The sequence below is a fragment of the Stenotrophomonas sp. STEN046 genome (assembly GCF_056759755.1).
This window is the reverse complement of sequence record NZ_JBRRDR010000007.1, coordinates 75,364-90,438: the sequence shown is the minus strand read 5'-3', so window position 1 is coordinate 90,438 and position 15,075 is coordinate 75,364. Positions and strand designations below refer to the sequence as shown.

General features: G+C 67.3%; 13 protein-coding genes. 2 read left to right on the top strand and 11 right to left on the bottom strand.

Annotated elements, in window-relative coordinates; translation table 11 throughout:
• Positions 1 to 16: 16 nt before the first annotated feature.
• Positions 17 to 730, bottom strand: coding sequence for a lipoyl(octanoyl) transferase LipB (lipB, locus tag ACVOLJ_RS05715; protein ID WP_481563673.1), 714 nt, complete (start codon positions 728 to 730; stop codon positions 17 to 19).
• Positions 718 to 996 (bottom strand): YbeD family protein, encoded by a 279-nt coding sequence (locus ACVOLJ_RS05710; RefSeq protein ID WP_303636787.1) that lies wholly within the window; start codon positions 994 to 996, stop codon positions 718 to 720. The genes lipB and ACVOLJ_RS05710 overlap by 13 nt, the downstream gene beginning before the upstream one ends.
• Positions 997 to 1,272: 276 nt before the next feature.
• Between ACVOLJ_RS05710 and ACVOLJ_RS05705 the strand changes: the two genes are divergently transcribed.
• A complete protein-coding gene (locus tag ACVOLJ_RS05705; protein ID WP_475278328.1) occupies positions 1,273 to 2,346 on the top strand; it encodes a lipid A deacylase LpxR family protein in 1,074 nt (357 codons plus the stop codon).
• 150 nt (positions 2,347 to 2,496) lie between these two features.
• Here the strand turns inward: ACVOLJ_RS05705 and ACVOLJ_RS05700 are convergent, their stop codons facing one another.
• From ACVOLJ_RS05700 to rodA (ACVOLJ_RS05685), 4 genes are all read right to left on the bottom strand, one after another.
• The gene (locus ACVOLJ_RS05700) at positions 2,497 to 3,711 is read right to left on the bottom strand and encodes a D-alanyl-D-alanine carboxypeptidase family protein (RefSeq protein WP_481563672.1); all 1,215 of its coding nucleotides are present in this window, start codon (positions 3,709 to 3,711) and stop codon (positions 2,497 to 2,499) included.
• A 99-nt stretch (positions 3,712 to 3,810) separates the two neighbouring features.
• Entirely contained in the window at positions 3,811 to 5,046 is a 1,236-nt protein-coding gene (locus ACVOLJ_RS05695) for a septal ring lytic transglycosylase RlpA family protein (protein WP_481563671.1), read from the bottom strand.
• Positions 5,043 to 6,188 carry a lytic murein transglycosylase B gene (gene mltB / locus ACVOLJ_RS05690; RefSeq protein ID WP_475278331.1) on the bottom strand — a complete coding sequence of 382 codons (1,146 nt, stop codon included), beginning with the start codon at positions 6,186 to 6,188 and terminating at the stop codon, positions 5,043 to 5,045. Before mltB ends, ACVOLJ_RS05695 begins: the two co-directional genes overlap by 4 nt.
• Before the next feature lie 492 nt (positions 6,189 to 6,680).
• On the bottom strand, positions 6,681 to 7,760 hold the full coding sequence (gene rodA / locus ACVOLJ_RS05685) for a rod shape-determining protein RodA (RefSeq protein ID WP_481563670.1): 1,080 nt from the start codon (positions 7,758 to 7,760) through the stop codon (positions 6,681 to 6,683).
• A 436-nt stretch (positions 7,761 to 8,196) separates the two neighbouring features.
• On the opposite strand from rodA (ACVOLJ_RS05685), the gene ACVOLJ_RS05680 reads away from it, so the two are divergent.
• Positions 8,197 to 8,607, top strand: a complete 411-nt coding sequence (locus tag ACVOLJ_RS05680; RefSeq protein WP_481563669.1) for a hypothetical protein — start codon at positions 8,197 to 8,199, stop codon at positions 8,605 to 8,607.
• 217 nt (positions 8,608 to 8,824) lie between these two features.
• Here the strand turns inward: ACVOLJ_RS05680 and rodA (ACVOLJ_RS05675) are convergent, their stop codons facing one another.
• The 5 genes from rodA (ACVOLJ_RS05675) to ACVOLJ_RS05655 all read right to left on the bottom strand — a co-directional run bounded on the left by rodA (ACVOLJ_RS05675) (position 8,825) and on the right by ACVOLJ_RS05655 (position 14,895).
• On the bottom strand, positions 8,825 to 9,937 hold the full coding sequence (gene rodA / locus ACVOLJ_RS05675; protein ID WP_481563668.1) for a rod shape-determining protein RodA: 1,113 nt from the start codon (positions 9,935 to 9,937) through the stop codon (positions 8,825 to 8,827).
• Positions 9,934 to 12,012, bottom strand: a complete 2,079-nt coding sequence (gene mrdA / locus ACVOLJ_RS05670) for a penicillin-binding protein 2 (RefSeq protein WP_481563667.1) — start codon at positions 12,010 to 12,012, stop codon at positions 9,934 to 9,936. Before mrdA ends, rodA (ACVOLJ_RS05675) begins: the two co-directional genes overlap by 4 nt.
• A 3-nt stretch (positions 12,013 to 12,015) precedes the next feature.
• Positions 12,016 to 12,501: a rod shape-determining protein MreD gene (gene mreD, locus ACVOLJ_RS05665; protein WP_475278336.1), complete on the bottom strand. Its 486-nt coding sequence runs from the start codon at positions 12,499 to 12,501 to the stop codon at positions 12,016 to 12,018.
• Positions 12,498 to 13,727 (bottom strand): rod shape-determining protein MreC, encoded by a 1,230-nt coding sequence (gene mreC / locus ACVOLJ_RS05660; RefSeq protein WP_481563666.1) that lies wholly within the window; start codon positions 13,725 to 13,727, stop codon positions 12,498 to 12,500. The genes mreD and mreC overlap by 4 nt, the downstream gene beginning before the upstream one ends.
• 121 nt (positions 13,728 to 13,848) lie before the next feature.
• Entirely contained in the window at positions 13,849 to 14,895 is a 1,047-nt protein-coding gene (locus ACVOLJ_RS05655; protein ID WP_005419402.1) for a rod shape-determining protein, read from the bottom strand.
• Positions 14,896 to 15,075: the final 180 nt, after the last annotated feature.

Here is a 15,075-nt window from a genome sequence, read left to right as displayed (position 1 = left end):
CGTTTCCGGGGGGCGGTCAGGCGGCCGCAGAGAGATCGGGCAGTTCAGGCACCGGCTGCAGCAGCAGGCCGAACTGGCGGGCCAGGTGCTCCAGCAGCACCGGCTTGACGGCGTCCATCCCGGACGGGCCTCCCAAGTCTAGCACCGTGGTCACCTGCAACCCCTCGTAACCACAGGGGTTGATGCGGTGGAAAGGGTCCAGGTCCATGGCCACGTTGAAGGCCAGGCCATGGAAGGTGCAGCCGCGGCGCACGCGGATGCCGAGCGCGGCGATCTTGGCCCCGCCCACGTAGACGCCCGGGGCACCATCGAGCCGTTCGGCGCCGATGTTCCATTCGGCCAGGGTGTCGATGATGGCCTGTTCGATGCGGCACACATAGTCGCGCACGCCGATGCCCAGCCGCGGCAGGCGCAGCAGCGGGTAGATCACGATCTGGCCGGGGCCGTGGTAGGTCACCTGGCCGCCACGGTCCACGTGCACCACCGGGATCTCGCCCGGGGCCAGCACGTGTTCGACCTTGCCGGCCTGGCCCAGGGTGAATACCGGGTCGTGCTCCACCACCCAGAGCTCGTCGAGGGTGTCCTCGTCGCGCTGGTCGGTGAAGCGCTGCATGGCGTGCCAGACCGGTTCATAGGCCTGGCGCCCGAGGTCACGCACCAGCGCCGGGCGCGGCGGGCGCGCCTCGGGGGCCGGGGCGTCGGCGGTGCAGCTTGCGGCTACACCGTCCACTTCACTTCCGGGTGGTCGCGCAGGGCCTGGTGGGCCACGTCGTACTGTTCGCGGTTGTCGGCCTTGAAGACCAGGCGCACCGAGACGTACTTGCCGTTGGACGAATGCTTCCAGCTGATGCGCTCGTTCACCACGTCAACGCCAGCAGCCAGCAGCAGGCGGGGGAGTTCATGCTCCAGACCGCGGTTGGCCGGGCCCATCGCGCTGAGCTCGAACTGACCGGGGAACTGGAAGCCGTGTTCGGGGTTGTCGGACTTGATTTCCATGGGCCCATTATCGGGCCGCAGGACAACAAACCCAAGAGTATTCATGTAGCCCGATGACACCTGGGGCGGGCCGCTGCGTTGCAGCTGAACCTCCATTCAGGAAAAACCCACCCGCGTGGGCCGTCGGCGCCGATGCCCGGCCAGTGCAGCGGCCGATTGCATTCACGGGTCATTGTCATTTTCGGAACAGACACGTGCTCTGGCCGTGCTCGTTCCGTCACCTCGGTCGGAGTACCGTGTCGTTGCATAAAACGACAAACAAAAGCCCCCTTCCCGATGATCATCCCATCCATGCGTCCTTTCGCAACGTTTGGCCTGTCCGGCCTGTTGGCCGCCGCCCTCCCCCTTTCCGCCTACGCCGCCGACCAGTGCGGCCCGGACGCGATGCGTGAGCATCCGCCGCAGGTCAACTTCCGGGTCGACAACGATATGTTCGGCGGCCGCCACCAGGACCAGGGCTATACCAATGGCGCCCAGCTCACCCTGGTGTCGCCCAACCTGGTCGACTACACCGATGACCCCTGCCTGCCGCGCCTGGCGCGCTGGGTGAACAGCCACCTGGAGGGCCTGCACCCGGGCAAGTTCGAGCAGCAGAACATGATCTTCAGCCTGGCCCAGGGCATCTTCACCCCCACCGATTTCACCCGGAAGGACCTGATCGAGGACGACCGGCCGTATGCCGGCGTGCTGGTGGCCAGCTTCGGCTACAACGCGCGCAGTGGCGACCGCCTGCAGACCACCCAGCTGACGGTGGGCGTGGTCGGCCCGTGGGCGCAGGGCAAGCAGGTGCAGAACGCGGTACACGAGGTGCTGGGCGACGAGAAGTTCCAGGGCTGGGACAATCAGCTGCACAACGAACCGGTGTTCATGCTCACCCACGAGCGCATGCGGCGCTGGCCGGGCGATGCCAGCATCAATGCCGATGGCTGGGGCTGGGATGCGATCAGCCACTACGGCGGCTCGATCGGCAACCTGGAAACCAAGGCTAACATCGGCGGCGAAGTGCGCTTCGGCTGGAAGCTGCCCGACGATTTCGGCAGCACCCCGCTGCGCCCGGCCGGCGAGAACACCGCGCCGACCCGCGGCGGCCGGCCCAGCGGCTGGTCGTGGCACATGTTCGCCACCGTCGATTCGGCGTGGGTGATCCGCGATATCACCCTGGACGGCAACACCTTCCGCAACAGCCACAGCGTGGACAAGCGCCACATCGTGGCCTACGGCGGTTACGGCGTGGCGGTGATGCGCGGGCGCTGGAAGTTCGCGGTCGCCCGTTACCACAGCACCCGCGAGTTCAATGGCCAGCGCGAAGCGCCGGTGTTCGGCAGCTTCACCATCAGCCGTTCGCTGTAAGCGAGGGCTGATGGTGAAGCAGGTAGGTGCCGACCGTTGGTCGGCACACCGGATTGGATCGCTCGCTGTAACCCCGGCCATGCCCGGCGGGATGCCACGAAAAAGGCCGGCTTTCGCCGGCCTTTTTGCGTTCACCCTATCGAGTGTGGATCATTCCGATTCCCACCACATCCAGAAGCTGTCCCACAGGCGCTTGAAGAAGCCCGCCTGCTCAACGGCCGCCACGGCCACCAGCGGCGCTTCGGCCACCAGCTTGCCATCCAGGGTGACCTTCACCGTGCCGATCTGCTGGCCGGCGGTGAACGGCGCTTCCAGGGTCTTGGGCACATCGATGCTGGGCTTCAGATCGTTGTAGCGGCCACGCGGCACGCTCACCAGCATCGGCTGGGCCACGCCCAGCTGCACCTTGTCGGTGGTGCCCTTCCAGACCTTGTGCTCGGCTACGGCCTTGCCCGGCTCGTACAGGCGGTGGGTTTCGAAGAAGCGGAAGCCCCAGTTCAACAGCGCCAGGCTGTCATCGGCACGCTGCTTTTCCGAAGCGCCCCCCAGCACCACGGCCACCAGGCGCTGGTCGCCGCGCTGGGCCGAGCTCATCAGGCAGTAGCCGGCTTCCGAGGTGTGGCCGGTCTTGATGCCGTCCACGCTGCCATCGCGCCACAACAGCAGGTTGCGGTTGGGCTGCTTGATGGTGCCGACCTGGAATTCCTTGATCTTGTTGTACGCGTAGGTTTCCGGGTAATCGCGCACCATCGCGCGGCCCAGCAGCGCCAGATCGTAGGCACTGCTGTGGTGGCCCGGGGCGGTCAGGCCATGGGCGTTCACGAAGTGCGAATTCTTCATGCCGATCTTGGCGGCGTAGCTGTTCATCAGCGAGGCGAAGGCTTCTTCGCTGCCGGCCACGTGCTCGGCCAGGGCGATCGCGGCATCGTTGCCGGACTGGATCGCCATGCCCTTTTCCATGTCTTCCAGACGCGCGGTCTGGTTGACCGGGAAGCCGCTGTAGCTGCCGTCGGTGCCGGCGCCACCTTCGCGCCAGGCGCGCTCGCTCATCATCACCTGGTCATCGGGACGGACCTTGCCGTTCTTGACCTCGGCGGCGATGACGTAGGAGGTCATCACCTTGGTGATGCTGGCCGGGGCCAGCTGTTCGTTGACGTTCTCACCTGCCAGCACCTGGCCGGTGGCGTAGTCCATCAGCACCCAGGCCTTGGACACGCTGGGCGCGGGCGCCGGCGGCGTGGCCACGGTGGCGGGGGCGGCGGCGGCAGGCGTCGGGGTGGCCGGGGTCGGCAGCGGCGTCTGGGCGGAGGCCAGGCCCACCACCAGGGTGGCGGCCAGGGCGGTGGCGGCGGAACGGAAATTCATGGGACAGCAGGCTCCAGGGGACGGCCGGAAAATGAGGGTGGTACGAGGTGGCCATTGTAAGGCCGGTGTGGCAAGGGCCGGCAGCACCGGCCCGGGGTGTCAGTCCTTGACGATCTGCGGCGAACCAAAGCCCAGACCCGAGATGCGCCCGGCAAGTTCCGCGGCGCTGGCATGGTCGCTGGCCGGTACCCGCAGGCGGAACAGGGTGCGGCCACCGGCAGCGATGTCACTGATGGTCGCCCCGACAATGCCGGCCGCGTTGAGCTGGCCCATGGCGCGGGTGGCGTTGTCGCGGCTGGAGAAGCTGGCCACCTGCAGCATGACCGCCCCCACCACCTGCTGCGACAGGCTGGGCGCGCTCGTTACGGGGCTGCGCGGGGCCACGGCCACGGCCGGGGCCGGCGCACGTGCCACCGGCGCGCTGGGCGGCAGGCTGCTGACGGCCACTTCGGAACTGGTACTGACCGCCGCCTGGGTGGTGGCCGGTTGACCACGTGCCGGTGCGCCATCTGCGGGCAGGCGCTTGACCAGGCGGTCGATATCGCTGTCGGCCACCGTGCGGGTGGCGGCCGGCCGTGCACTGGCGACGGCGGTGCTGGCCGCTGCGGCTTCGGCAGCACGGCGCTCGCGGCGCGACGGCTTCTGCGCCATCAGGTTGCCTTCGCCGGGCTGCAGCGCGCGCACTTCCACATTGCCGGTGCCACGCTGGGTGATGCCCAGGCGCACGGCGGCGGCGTAGCTCAGATCAACCACGCGGCCATCATGGAACGGGCCACGGTCGTTGACGCGCACGATCACCGATTCGCCGTTGTCCAGATTGGTCACGCGGGCGAAGCTGGGCAGTGGCAGCGTCTTGTGCGCGGCGGTGAACTGGTACATGTCGTAGACCTCGCGGTTGGAGGTCAGGCGGCCATGGAACTTGGCACCGTAATACGAAGCGGTGCCGCGCTCGACATAGTTGCGGGTGTCATCCAGCACCTTGTACTGCTTGCCCAGCACCACATACGGCGATTTGTTGCCGATGGACGAACGGTCTTCATCGGTCACCAGCGGCTCGGGAATGCAGGCCACGTTGGGCACGTAGCTCGGCGTGGTGTCTTTCACCCCCGGCTTGTACAGGCCGCCGGCGGTGTAGTTGCCACGCGTGGACATGTCTTCGGTGGCCGCTGCATACGGCGAGCCGTCCGGACAGTGCGCCGGGCGCCCGCCCTTGCCCTGCACCACCGTGGACGACGGCTTGCCGCCGTGTCCGGCGCTTCCCGGTTTCTTGGGCGCGCTGCTGCAGGCGGCCAGCGCGAGGACGATCAATCCAGGGACCAGCCATCTGATGTTCATGCCGGGGGCAGCTCCTGACCGGCAATGGCCTGCGACAACTGGAACACGGCCATCGCGTACATCTTGGAAAGGTTGTAGCGGGTGATTGCGTAGTAGTTCTGGAAGCCCAGCCAGTACTGCTTGCCGGTGCTGCCTTCCAGCGTGACCGGCGTGGCGGTGGCACCGGGCTGTACCGGCGCGCTGGGCTGGTAGCCACGCTGGGCCAGATCGGCCAGCGACCAGGTGGGCATCCATTCGGTCGGGTTGAATTCCTCGCGACCGGTGGCCAGCGTTGCCGGCACCGCCACCTGGCCACCACGCACCCAACCGCCCTTCTTCACGAAGTAGTTGGCGATGGAAGAGAACACGTCGTCGTAGCTGGTGAACAGATCACGGCGGCCATCGCCGTTGCCATCCACGGCGTAATCCAGATAGCTGGACGGCATGAACTGGCCCATGCCCATCGCACCGGCATAGCTGCCCTTGAGCGTGGTGATGTCCAGCTTTTCTTCGCGGCCCAGCTCGAACAGCTTGGCCAGTTCATCGCGGAAGAACAGCTCGCGGCGCACTTCGCGTTCCAGCTTGGCCGGGTCGCCGCTGCGCGGGTAATAGAAAGCCAGCGTATACAGCGCATCCAGCACGCGATGGCTGCCGGCGTTTTTGCCGTAGCTGGTTTCCACGCCGATGATGGCCACGATCACTTCGGCCGGCACGCCGGTGCGCTGCTGCACGCGGTCCAGTTCGGCGCGGTGCTGGGCCAGGAAGGCCTTGCCACCGTCGATGCGGGCCTTGCTGATGAACATCGGCCGGTATTCGTTCCACGGCTTGACCCGTTCGGCCGGCCGCGACATGGCGGCGATGATCGGCTGGCGCACCTGCGCCTGGTCGAGCACCGCGCGGATCTCATCGGGTTTCAGGCCGTAGCGCTTTGCGGTATCGGCAATGAAGCGGGCGCGCGCGGTTTCAAACGGCACCGGGGTCAGGTCGACCGGCGCGGCGGTAGCGGCAGCCGCTTCCGGCGCAGCTTCGGCCGGGCCGGCAGGCTTGCTGGCCGGGTGGCGCGGCGTACTGCTGGCCTGGGGCGAAGTCGGTGGAGACGTCGGCTGGGTCGCACAGGCGACCAGGCCGAGGGTGAGCATGCAGGCCAGAGAGCGTCGAATCATCACCGCAGGTTAGCAGGTCATGGATGAATTAAAACCCCTAACACCATGAATCACAACGATTTGCTCGCGTTCAGCGAGAAATGTGAAGACGTCGTGATTGTCCCGCCCCATTCAGGCAGAGGTTGCCGGTTGCGTCCCCATCCCCGCAGACGCAACCGGCTACCGGATCCGGTCGATACCTGTGCGGCTGTCGCTCCCCAGTGACAGTGCCCCGCACTCCTTGTACCTGTTGGACCAGTACTGCTTTCCCGCCCGACGCCCCTCGCGCTGCATCAAAGACGGCGCGCCATGTCGAACGGGCCGCCATTGTGCAGGCCGATTGCGACATGTCCATTGATCAGGATCAACGCGGCGTCAAAGTGTGAATTGGTCCGCACTTTTTATGGAACTTCGTCGTGAGTGGTGCCGACGGGCGGTGGCCTGGGAACGTTTGCACAACAGGCGTTGCGCAGATTCAGCAGGCGCCTGCAGGCGCCCGTGCTTGGCGTGGACCTACGCGCCGTGCACCGGGCGGTGCCCGCGCACCGCCATCACCAGGCCGATGCCGGCCAGCAGGGACACCGCCGAGGTGCCGCCATAGCTGATCAACGGCATGGGAATACCCACCACCGGCAGCAGGCCGGAAATCATGCCGCCGTTCACCAGCACATACACAAAGAACGCCAGCCCCAGGCTGCCAGCCAGTAAGCGCGCATGGGTGTCGCGTGCCTGCACCGCGATGGAAAGGCAACGCCCCACCACGAACAGATACAGCGCGAACACCGTCACCACCCCTATCCAGCCGAACTCTTCGGCCAACACCGAGAAGGCGAAGTCGGTGGTGTATTCGGGCAGGAAATCCAGCGTGGCCTGCGTACCCTGCCCCCAGCCACGCCCCTGCATGCCGCCAGAGCCGATGGCGATGCGCGACTGCAGGATGTTCCAGCCGGTGCCCAGTGGATCGGCGGCAGGGTCGAGAAAGGTCATGACCCGATCCTTCTGGTACTGACGCAGCAGGCCAAACCACGCCAGCGGCGCGGCCATCGAAATTCCCGCCAGGCCGGTGGCCACCCAACCCCAGTGCAGGCCAGCCAGCAGCAACGCGAACACCCCGCTGGCGGTAACCAGTGTGGCCGTGCCCAGGTTGGGCTGCATCAGGATCAGCAGCGCCGGTACGCCGATCAACACCGCCGCAGTCAGCACCGTGCGCGGCGAGGGCGGCAGCGGCCTGCTGTGCAGGTACCAGGCCATCATCAGCGGCAGGCTGAGCTTGAGCAGCTCCGAGGGCTGCAGATAGAACACGCCCAGATTGAGCCAGCGTTGCCCGTACTTGCCGGTGCCGATGACATACACGGCCATCAGCGGCAGCATCGACAGCGCATACAGGGCCGGCGTCCACGCACGCAGGCGCAGCAGCGAGACACGCGACAGCAACCACATCGCCACCAGCCCCATGGCAAAGCGCATCGCCTGTCCCTGCACCGGCCCGTTCACGCTGTGCAGCACCGCCAGGCCCGCGCCCATCAACAACAACAGCGCGACCAGCAACGGCAGATCGATCGTACGCACCACCTCATTGCAGGCGGCAAACATTCTTTTTGCGTTCACCGCTGCACGGTAACAACCGCTACTTTCGCGAAGCTGTCAGCCAGTTGGCGGCGCTCTTTGTCGCTATCGGCTCCTCGCGCGGTGTGTGCGTTCAAGTCCTGAACATTTCGAGTTTCCAACTATTCTGATTGGAGCCGCAGGGTTCGCGTGCACATCATGTGTGGCCACCGACAACGGGTGGCACGGGACTCCAATCCCGTTTGATAGACGCGTTGTTTACGCTTGCCGGCCGGCGTCGCCCTTTCCTTGTTGGGTGGCGTCGGCTGGCAATCCGTCCGTGCGTCTTTGGCGGGCGGTGCGTGGAGGGCCTCGTGCCCGCCGGCGTTCTTACGCGTCTATCACCGGTATTGGAGCCACGCATCGTCCGCCACCCTCGCCGCTGCGCGTGGGTGGCCCTTGCCTACCGCACAAGGATGCCGCCATGTCCGCTTCCACCTACCCGTATCTGTTCGCCACGCTGGGCGACGCCGCCAACCAGCTGCCGGATGACCTCGCGCGCGCACTGGAAACCACGCTTGCCGCCACCCAGGCCGCACCGCCTTCGCATGGCATCACCCTGCTGGGCTGCCTGCAGCGCATCCGCCAGGTAGAGGGTGCCGATGGCCAGCCCTGGCCTGTGCGCGGCCGAACACCCGCGCAATGCATGGCGATGGCGCGTATCGACCGCGCCAACGCCGGGCTGACATTCCTGCTGGAACTGCTGCACGCCACCGAGCGCGCGCGCGTGGATGGCGATGACGACCAGCCACTGGGCGACGACGCACGCGAAGGCCTGCTGCTGGCGTGCCGTGGGTTGTCGGAATATGTGGATGTGCAGTTACGCGCCGCGTGATGTGCTCTGGTCGGTGGAGCCGAGCATGGCTCGGCACTACTAAAGAGCGAAGCGCCCACCCTTCTGCCTACGGGGAGCCAGATCAGTGAGCCGCATGGATGCGGCGACCGAGCTTACATGGACGTACTTGCAGCGCCCCCTGTACAGCCCACCCGCCCGGCCCACCCGACGAATCCAGAACGCCCCGCCCACGAGGGGCCGCGCCGATGGATGGCAATTACCCGTAACCACCATGCACGGGGTTGTGCCGCCGCACGGCCATCACCAGCCCGAAACCGGCCAGCAGCGAAACCGCCGACGTGCCGCCGTAACTGATCAGCGGCATCGGCACGCCCACCACCGGCAACAGGCCGGAAATCATCCCGCCGTTCACCAGCACGTAGACAAAGAACGCCAGGCCGGTGGCCCCGGCCAACAGGCGCGAGTAGGAATCGCGCGATTGGCTGGCAATCCACAGGCAGCGCCCGATCACCACAAGGTACAGGCTCAGCACCAGCGCCACGCCGATCCAGCCGAATTCCTCGCTCAACACCGAGAACGCAAAATCGGTGGTCTGCTCGGGAATGAAATTCAGGTGCGACTGCGAGCCTTCGCCCCAGCCCTTGCCATCGAAACCGCCCGAACCAATGGCGATCTTCGACTGGATGATGTTCCAGCCCGCGCCGAGCGCGTCCATTTCCGGGTCCAGGAACATCATGATGCGGTCCTTCTGGTAGGGCCGCAGCAGCCAGAACCAGGCCACCGGCGCCACCGCTGCCACACCGCCCACCCCCAGCCCCACCCACCACCACGGCAGGCCGGCCAGCAGCAGCACGAACACACCGCTGGCTGCGATCAGCACGCCGGTACCGAAGTCCGGCTGCAGCATCACCAGGCCGGTGGGCACGCCAATGATGACCATCGCCACCAGCACGGTGTTGAAGCGCGGCGGCAGCGGCATCTTGTGCAGGTACCAGGCCACCATCATCGGCAGGCTGACCTTGAGCAGTTCGGCCGGCTGCAGGTAGAAGAATTTCAGGTCCAGCCACTGCCGCCCGTACTTGCCGGTGCCCAGTACGAACACGGCCAGCAACGGAATCATCGAGATGGCGTAGATCAGCGGTGTTGCCGAGCGGATGCGCAGGATCGGCACCCGCGAGATGCCCCACATGGCCGCCAGGCCCACCGCGAAGCGCACGCCCTGCGCCATCACCAGGCCATCGCCGCCGGCGCTTTTCAGCGTTGCCAGGCCGATCACCATCAGCGCGCCCAGGGCAAGGCACAGCATCCAGTCCAGGCTGCTGAAGAACCGCTGCAGCATGTCGCCCGCCCAGCGCAGGAACTCCTTCATCGGGCGGCCTCCGCGGTGATGGATGGGCGCGGCGCGGTCGGCGCGGTCGCGGCCGGGGGGGTACCCGGTGCCGGTGCCGGCAGCGGTTCCGGCGCGGGCACGCCCACCAGCACCGGATGCTCGCCCAGCTGTGCCGCCGCGGTATCGCCGGCCTGGCGTGCGCCCACGTCTTCGTTGTCGAAGGCGGTGGCACCAATGGCGGTGGTGCCGCGCTCGCTGTCCAGCGGCTGCATGCCTTCCGGCATCTTGCCCAGCAGCCAGGCATCGAAAATCTTGCGCGCGATGGGGGCCGCCGCCGCACCGCCGTAACCGCCGCCTTCCACGGCGATGGCCAGCGCGATGACCGGCTGCTCGGCCGGCGCGAAGCCCACGAACAACGCGCGGTGGCGCAGGTGCATCGGCAGGTTCTTGGGGTTCACCGCCGCCGTGCCCTTGCGGCTGATGACCTGTGCGGTGCCGGTCTTGCCGGCCATCGTGTAGGGCGCGCCGGCGGCCATGCGCGCGGCGCTGCCGCCGGGCAGCATGGTGGCCATCATGCCTTCGCGCACGGCCTGCAGGTTGTTCGGGTTGGGGCTGACCGGCTTGCTCTCGCCGGGGTCGGTCGCCACCCAGTCATGGTCGAAACCGGCGCGTTGCTGCGTCACCAGATGCGGGGTGCGCAGCTGCCCGTTGGCCAGGCCACTGACGCCGCGCGCCAGCTGCAGCGGGGTCACCTTCCAGTCGCCCTGGCCGATGCTGATGTTGACCGTATCGCCGGGGTACCAGGCTTCCTTGCGGCTCTTCCGCTTGTAGGCGGGCGACGGCAGGATGCCGGAAATCTCGCCGGTCAGGTCGATGCCGGTGGGCTGGCCGAACCCGTAGTACTCCATGTAATGGTCGAAGCGCTCGATGCCCAGGTCCAGTGCCAACCGGTAGTAGTAGGTGTTGACCGACTGCGCGATGGATTTGCGCAGGTCGGTCCAGCCATGACCGCCACGGTGCGAATCACCCCAGCCGCGCGAGGTGCCGGGCAGGTAGAACATGCCGGTGGACAGCACCTTGTCTTCCGGGCGGCGCACGCCCGAATCCAGCCCGGCCAGGCCGATCAGTGGCTTCAGGGTCGAACCGGGGGCCACGCCACCCAGCACCAGGCGGTTGAACTGCGGCCGCGAGGGATTGTCGTTCAGCGCCTTGAAGTCGGCATGCGAGATGCCGTTGACGAACAGGTTGGGGTCGTAGGACGGCAGGCTGACCATCGCTAGCACTTCGCCGGTGCGTGGGTCCATCGCCACCGCTGAACCTTCCTGCTCGCCGAAGGCGGCCACCATCGCCCGTTGCAGATCCGCATCGATGGACAGGCGCAGGTCGGCGCCGGACTGCGCCGCGACCCGGCCGATGGTGCGGATCGCGCGCCCCTGCACGTTGGTTTCGACCTGCTCGTAGCCGATCCTGCCGCGCAGTTCCTGTTCGTAATAACGCTCCAGGCCGGACTTGCCGATGTGGGTCAGCGCGGCATTGCCTTCGCCGAGGATCTCAAGATCGCGGTCGTCCACCCGGCCGACGTAGCCGATGATGTGCGCGAACAGGTCGCCATAGGGATAGCGGCGGGTCAGGTAGGGTTCCAGCTCGACACCCGGGAAACGCCAGCGGTCGACCGCAAAGCGCGCCATTTCGTCATCGCTCATGCGCAGCTTGAGGGTGACCGGCAGGAACTTGCGGCGCGCCTTGCGCGACTTGTTGAACGCTTCCAGCTCTTCGGGGCTGATCTGGATGATCTTCGCCAGCCCTTCCAGGGTGGCGTCCATGTCCTTGACCTTGTCCGGGGTGACATCCAGGCGGAAGGCCGGCACGTTCTCGGCCAGCAGCCGCCCGTTGCGGTCGTAGATCATGCCGCGCCCGGGCACCACCGGCCGCGGCTTGATGCGGTTGGCTTCCGAGCGGGTGGCGTAGATGTCGTGGTCCAGCACCTGCAGCTTGAAGTACCAGCCGCCCAGGCCCAGCAGGCAGACCAGCACGCCGAGGAAGCCGAGCGCGGCACGGCGCCGGAACTGCTCGGCCTCGGCGTGCGGATTCTTGACCTGGCGACGCGGCAGCACGGCTCAGCGCCCGCGCTTGCCGAAGCGCACCGCGTCCAGCAGCACGAACACCAGCGGCCACAGGCCCATGCCCAGCAGCGGGGCCCACCAGTACGACCACGGCAGGGTCGGCTCGCCCACCAGGATGTGGACCAGCGCGCTGACGATGCGGTCGTTGAACAGCAGGCCGCCGATGGCCAGCATCTGCTGCGACATGGGGAAGAAGCGGATACGGGCGCGGAAGCGCTGCAGGATGAAGGCCAGCATCACCAGCCGCAGCGCCTGTTCGCCGAGCACGCCGCCATACAGCAGATCGGCGATGACGCCGGTGACGAAGGCGATGCCGAGCCCGACGCGCTCAGGTGCTTCGATGACCCAGTAGGCCAGTACCAGCGCCAGCCAGTACGGGCGCAGCGGCTGCAGCAACGCCGGCAACGGCAGCAGGCCCAGCAGCAGCGCCGCGACCAGGCTGGCCGGCAGCACCCAGCGGTTGTCGCGCAGGCGGCTCATCGCTGTGCCTCCGGCTGCGGCTGGGTGGGTTGCGGTTGCCGGCCAGCGGCCGGCACTACCGTAGACCCGGCTGGCGTGGAGCCCCCTTGTTGTTCAAGGGGGCGCGCCGAAGGCGCGGGGATAAGGCCGGATGCGCGGGCAGCCGGCAGCGTCGCGGACGCGGCCGGTTGCCGGCCAGCGGCCGGCACTACCGGGGCGGCCGGCGTCGCCGAAGATGCCGCGGCCGAGGGGCTCGTCGCGGACGGCGATGGCTTGCGGCCAGCGGCCGGTTCTGCCACGGCGCCCTGCGCCGGCGTCGGTGCGGTGCCGGTCGGCAGTGTCGCGGCGTCGGCCGGGCCACCCGGCGTGGCCTGCTCCATCTGCAGGCGCAGGTTCGGCGGAATATTAATTGCAGCGCCCGGGCGCAGCAGCAGCACGTCGCGGCCACGGTCGAGCTGGGCGGCTGGCTTCAGCTCACCGACCAGGAAGGCATGGGTGTCATCCGGGCGCAGGCCGGTAATGGTGCCGACCGGGAAACCGGCCGGGAAGCGCCCGCCGAGCCCGGAGGTGACGATTTCATCGCCGACTTCAACACCGGCACTGAGCGGAATGTCGCGCAGCTCCAGCTTGTCGCCCCGCCCATACACAATCAGGCGCACGCCGTTGCGGGCCACGGTCACCGGCACCGCGTGGTCGGGGTCGGTCAGCAGCAGTACGGTGGAGGTACCGCCGGTGACGCTGATCACCTGGCCCATCAGGCCGCCGGAGTCGATCACGGCCTGGCCGACGTGCACGCCTTCGCGGCTGCCGGCATCCAGTACCAGACGCTGCTTCACCGGGTCCAGGTCGATATCCAGGATCGGCGCCAGCTGCACATCCAGGCCACTGCGCTCGGCCACGTTCAACAGCTCGCGCAGCTGCGCGTTGTCCAGCGCGGCGGTCTGCAGGCGCGTCAGCCGGGCGTTGGCCAGCAGCAGCTGGTTGCGCAGTTCGCGGTTCTCGGTCACCAGCTGGCCATGGCTGGCGGCGGTGTCCTTCACCTGGCTGCCCAGCTTGCCGGGCAGACCGGCCAGCGCCCACACCGGCTGCACCAGGCTGTTGGACTGCTCGCGCAGGCGCGCCAGCCAGCCGGCCTGGTCGTCAAGCACGATCAGGGTGATGGCCAGTGCGAGGTAAGCCAGCAGCCGCAGCGGGCTGGCGGCATCACCGGATCGGGAAGCGACGGGAGGTCCGGCGTAGGGCGGCACGGCAATGATTCAACTTGCAGAAGGCGGAGGGGAAACACGCGGGCGCCCCGCCGGTGCCGACCCGCCAATACGGCAGGCCGCACCCCGGAGGGGCGCTGCGGGCAGAAGCAGCCGGGACGGCTTACTCCGGCGCAAAGAACTCGTTGCCGTGCATGTCGACCAGCTCCAGCGCACGGCCACCACCGCGGGCCACGCAGGTCAGCGGGTCATCGGCCACCTGCACGTGCAGGCCGGTTTCCTCGGAAATCAGGCGGTCCAGGTCGCGCAGCAGGGCGCCACCACCGGTCAGCACGATGCCGCGCTCGGCAACGTCGGCGCACAGTTCCGGCGGGGTCTGTTCCAGCGCCAGCTTGACCGCACTGACGATGCCCGACAGCGGCTCATGCAGGGCTTCAAGCACTTCGTTGGAGCTGATCTTGATCATCTTCGGCACGCCCTCGGCGAGGTTACGGCCGGAGATTTCCATTTCGATCACTTCCGCCTGCGGGTAGGCGCAGCCCAGCTCGACCTTGATGCGTTCGGCGGTGGCTTCACCGATCAGCATGCCGTGGTTGCGACGCACGTAGTTGGTGATCGACTCGTCGAAACGGTCGCCGCCGATGCGCACCGAGGCCGAATAGACGATGCCGTTGAGCGAGATGACCGCCACTTCGGTGGTGCCGCCGCCGATGTCGATGACCATCGAGCCGCGGGCTTCGGTGACCGGCATGCCGGCACCGATCGCAGCGGCCATCGGCTCTTCGATCAGGAACACGTCACGGGCACCGGCTTCCTCGGCCGATTCCTTGATGGCGCGGCGCTCGACCTGGGTCGAGCCGGCCGGCACGCAGACCAGCACGCGCGGGCTCGGGCGCAGCACGCGCGACTTGTGCACCTTCTTGATGAAGTGCTTGAGCATCGCCTCGGTATAGGTGAAGTCGGCGATGACGCCATCCTTCATCGGGCGGATGGTGGTGATGTGGCCCGGGGTACGGCCCAGCATCTGCTTGGCCTCGGCGCCAACGGCAGCCACCGACCGGGTACCACCAATGGCGCGATCCTGGCGCACTGCGACCACCGACGGCTCGTTCAGCACGATTCCCTGCCCGCGCACGTAAATGAGGGTGTTGGCCGTGCCCAGGTCGATGGACAGGTCGTTGGAGAACATGCCACGGAGTTTCTTGAACATCTGAGGAAGGAGTCCTGAGGGGTGTCGTGCCCGCCGCGGGATGGCGAAAAAATGGGCAGAAATCGAGGTCGACAAGCCTAGCAACCCGCCTGCCGCCGAGCAAGGAAAAAACTAGCTGAACCCGCGCCTTCACAGGCTTTCGGCCTGATCGGGCATTACCCGGTTCTGGCCCTGAGCGGC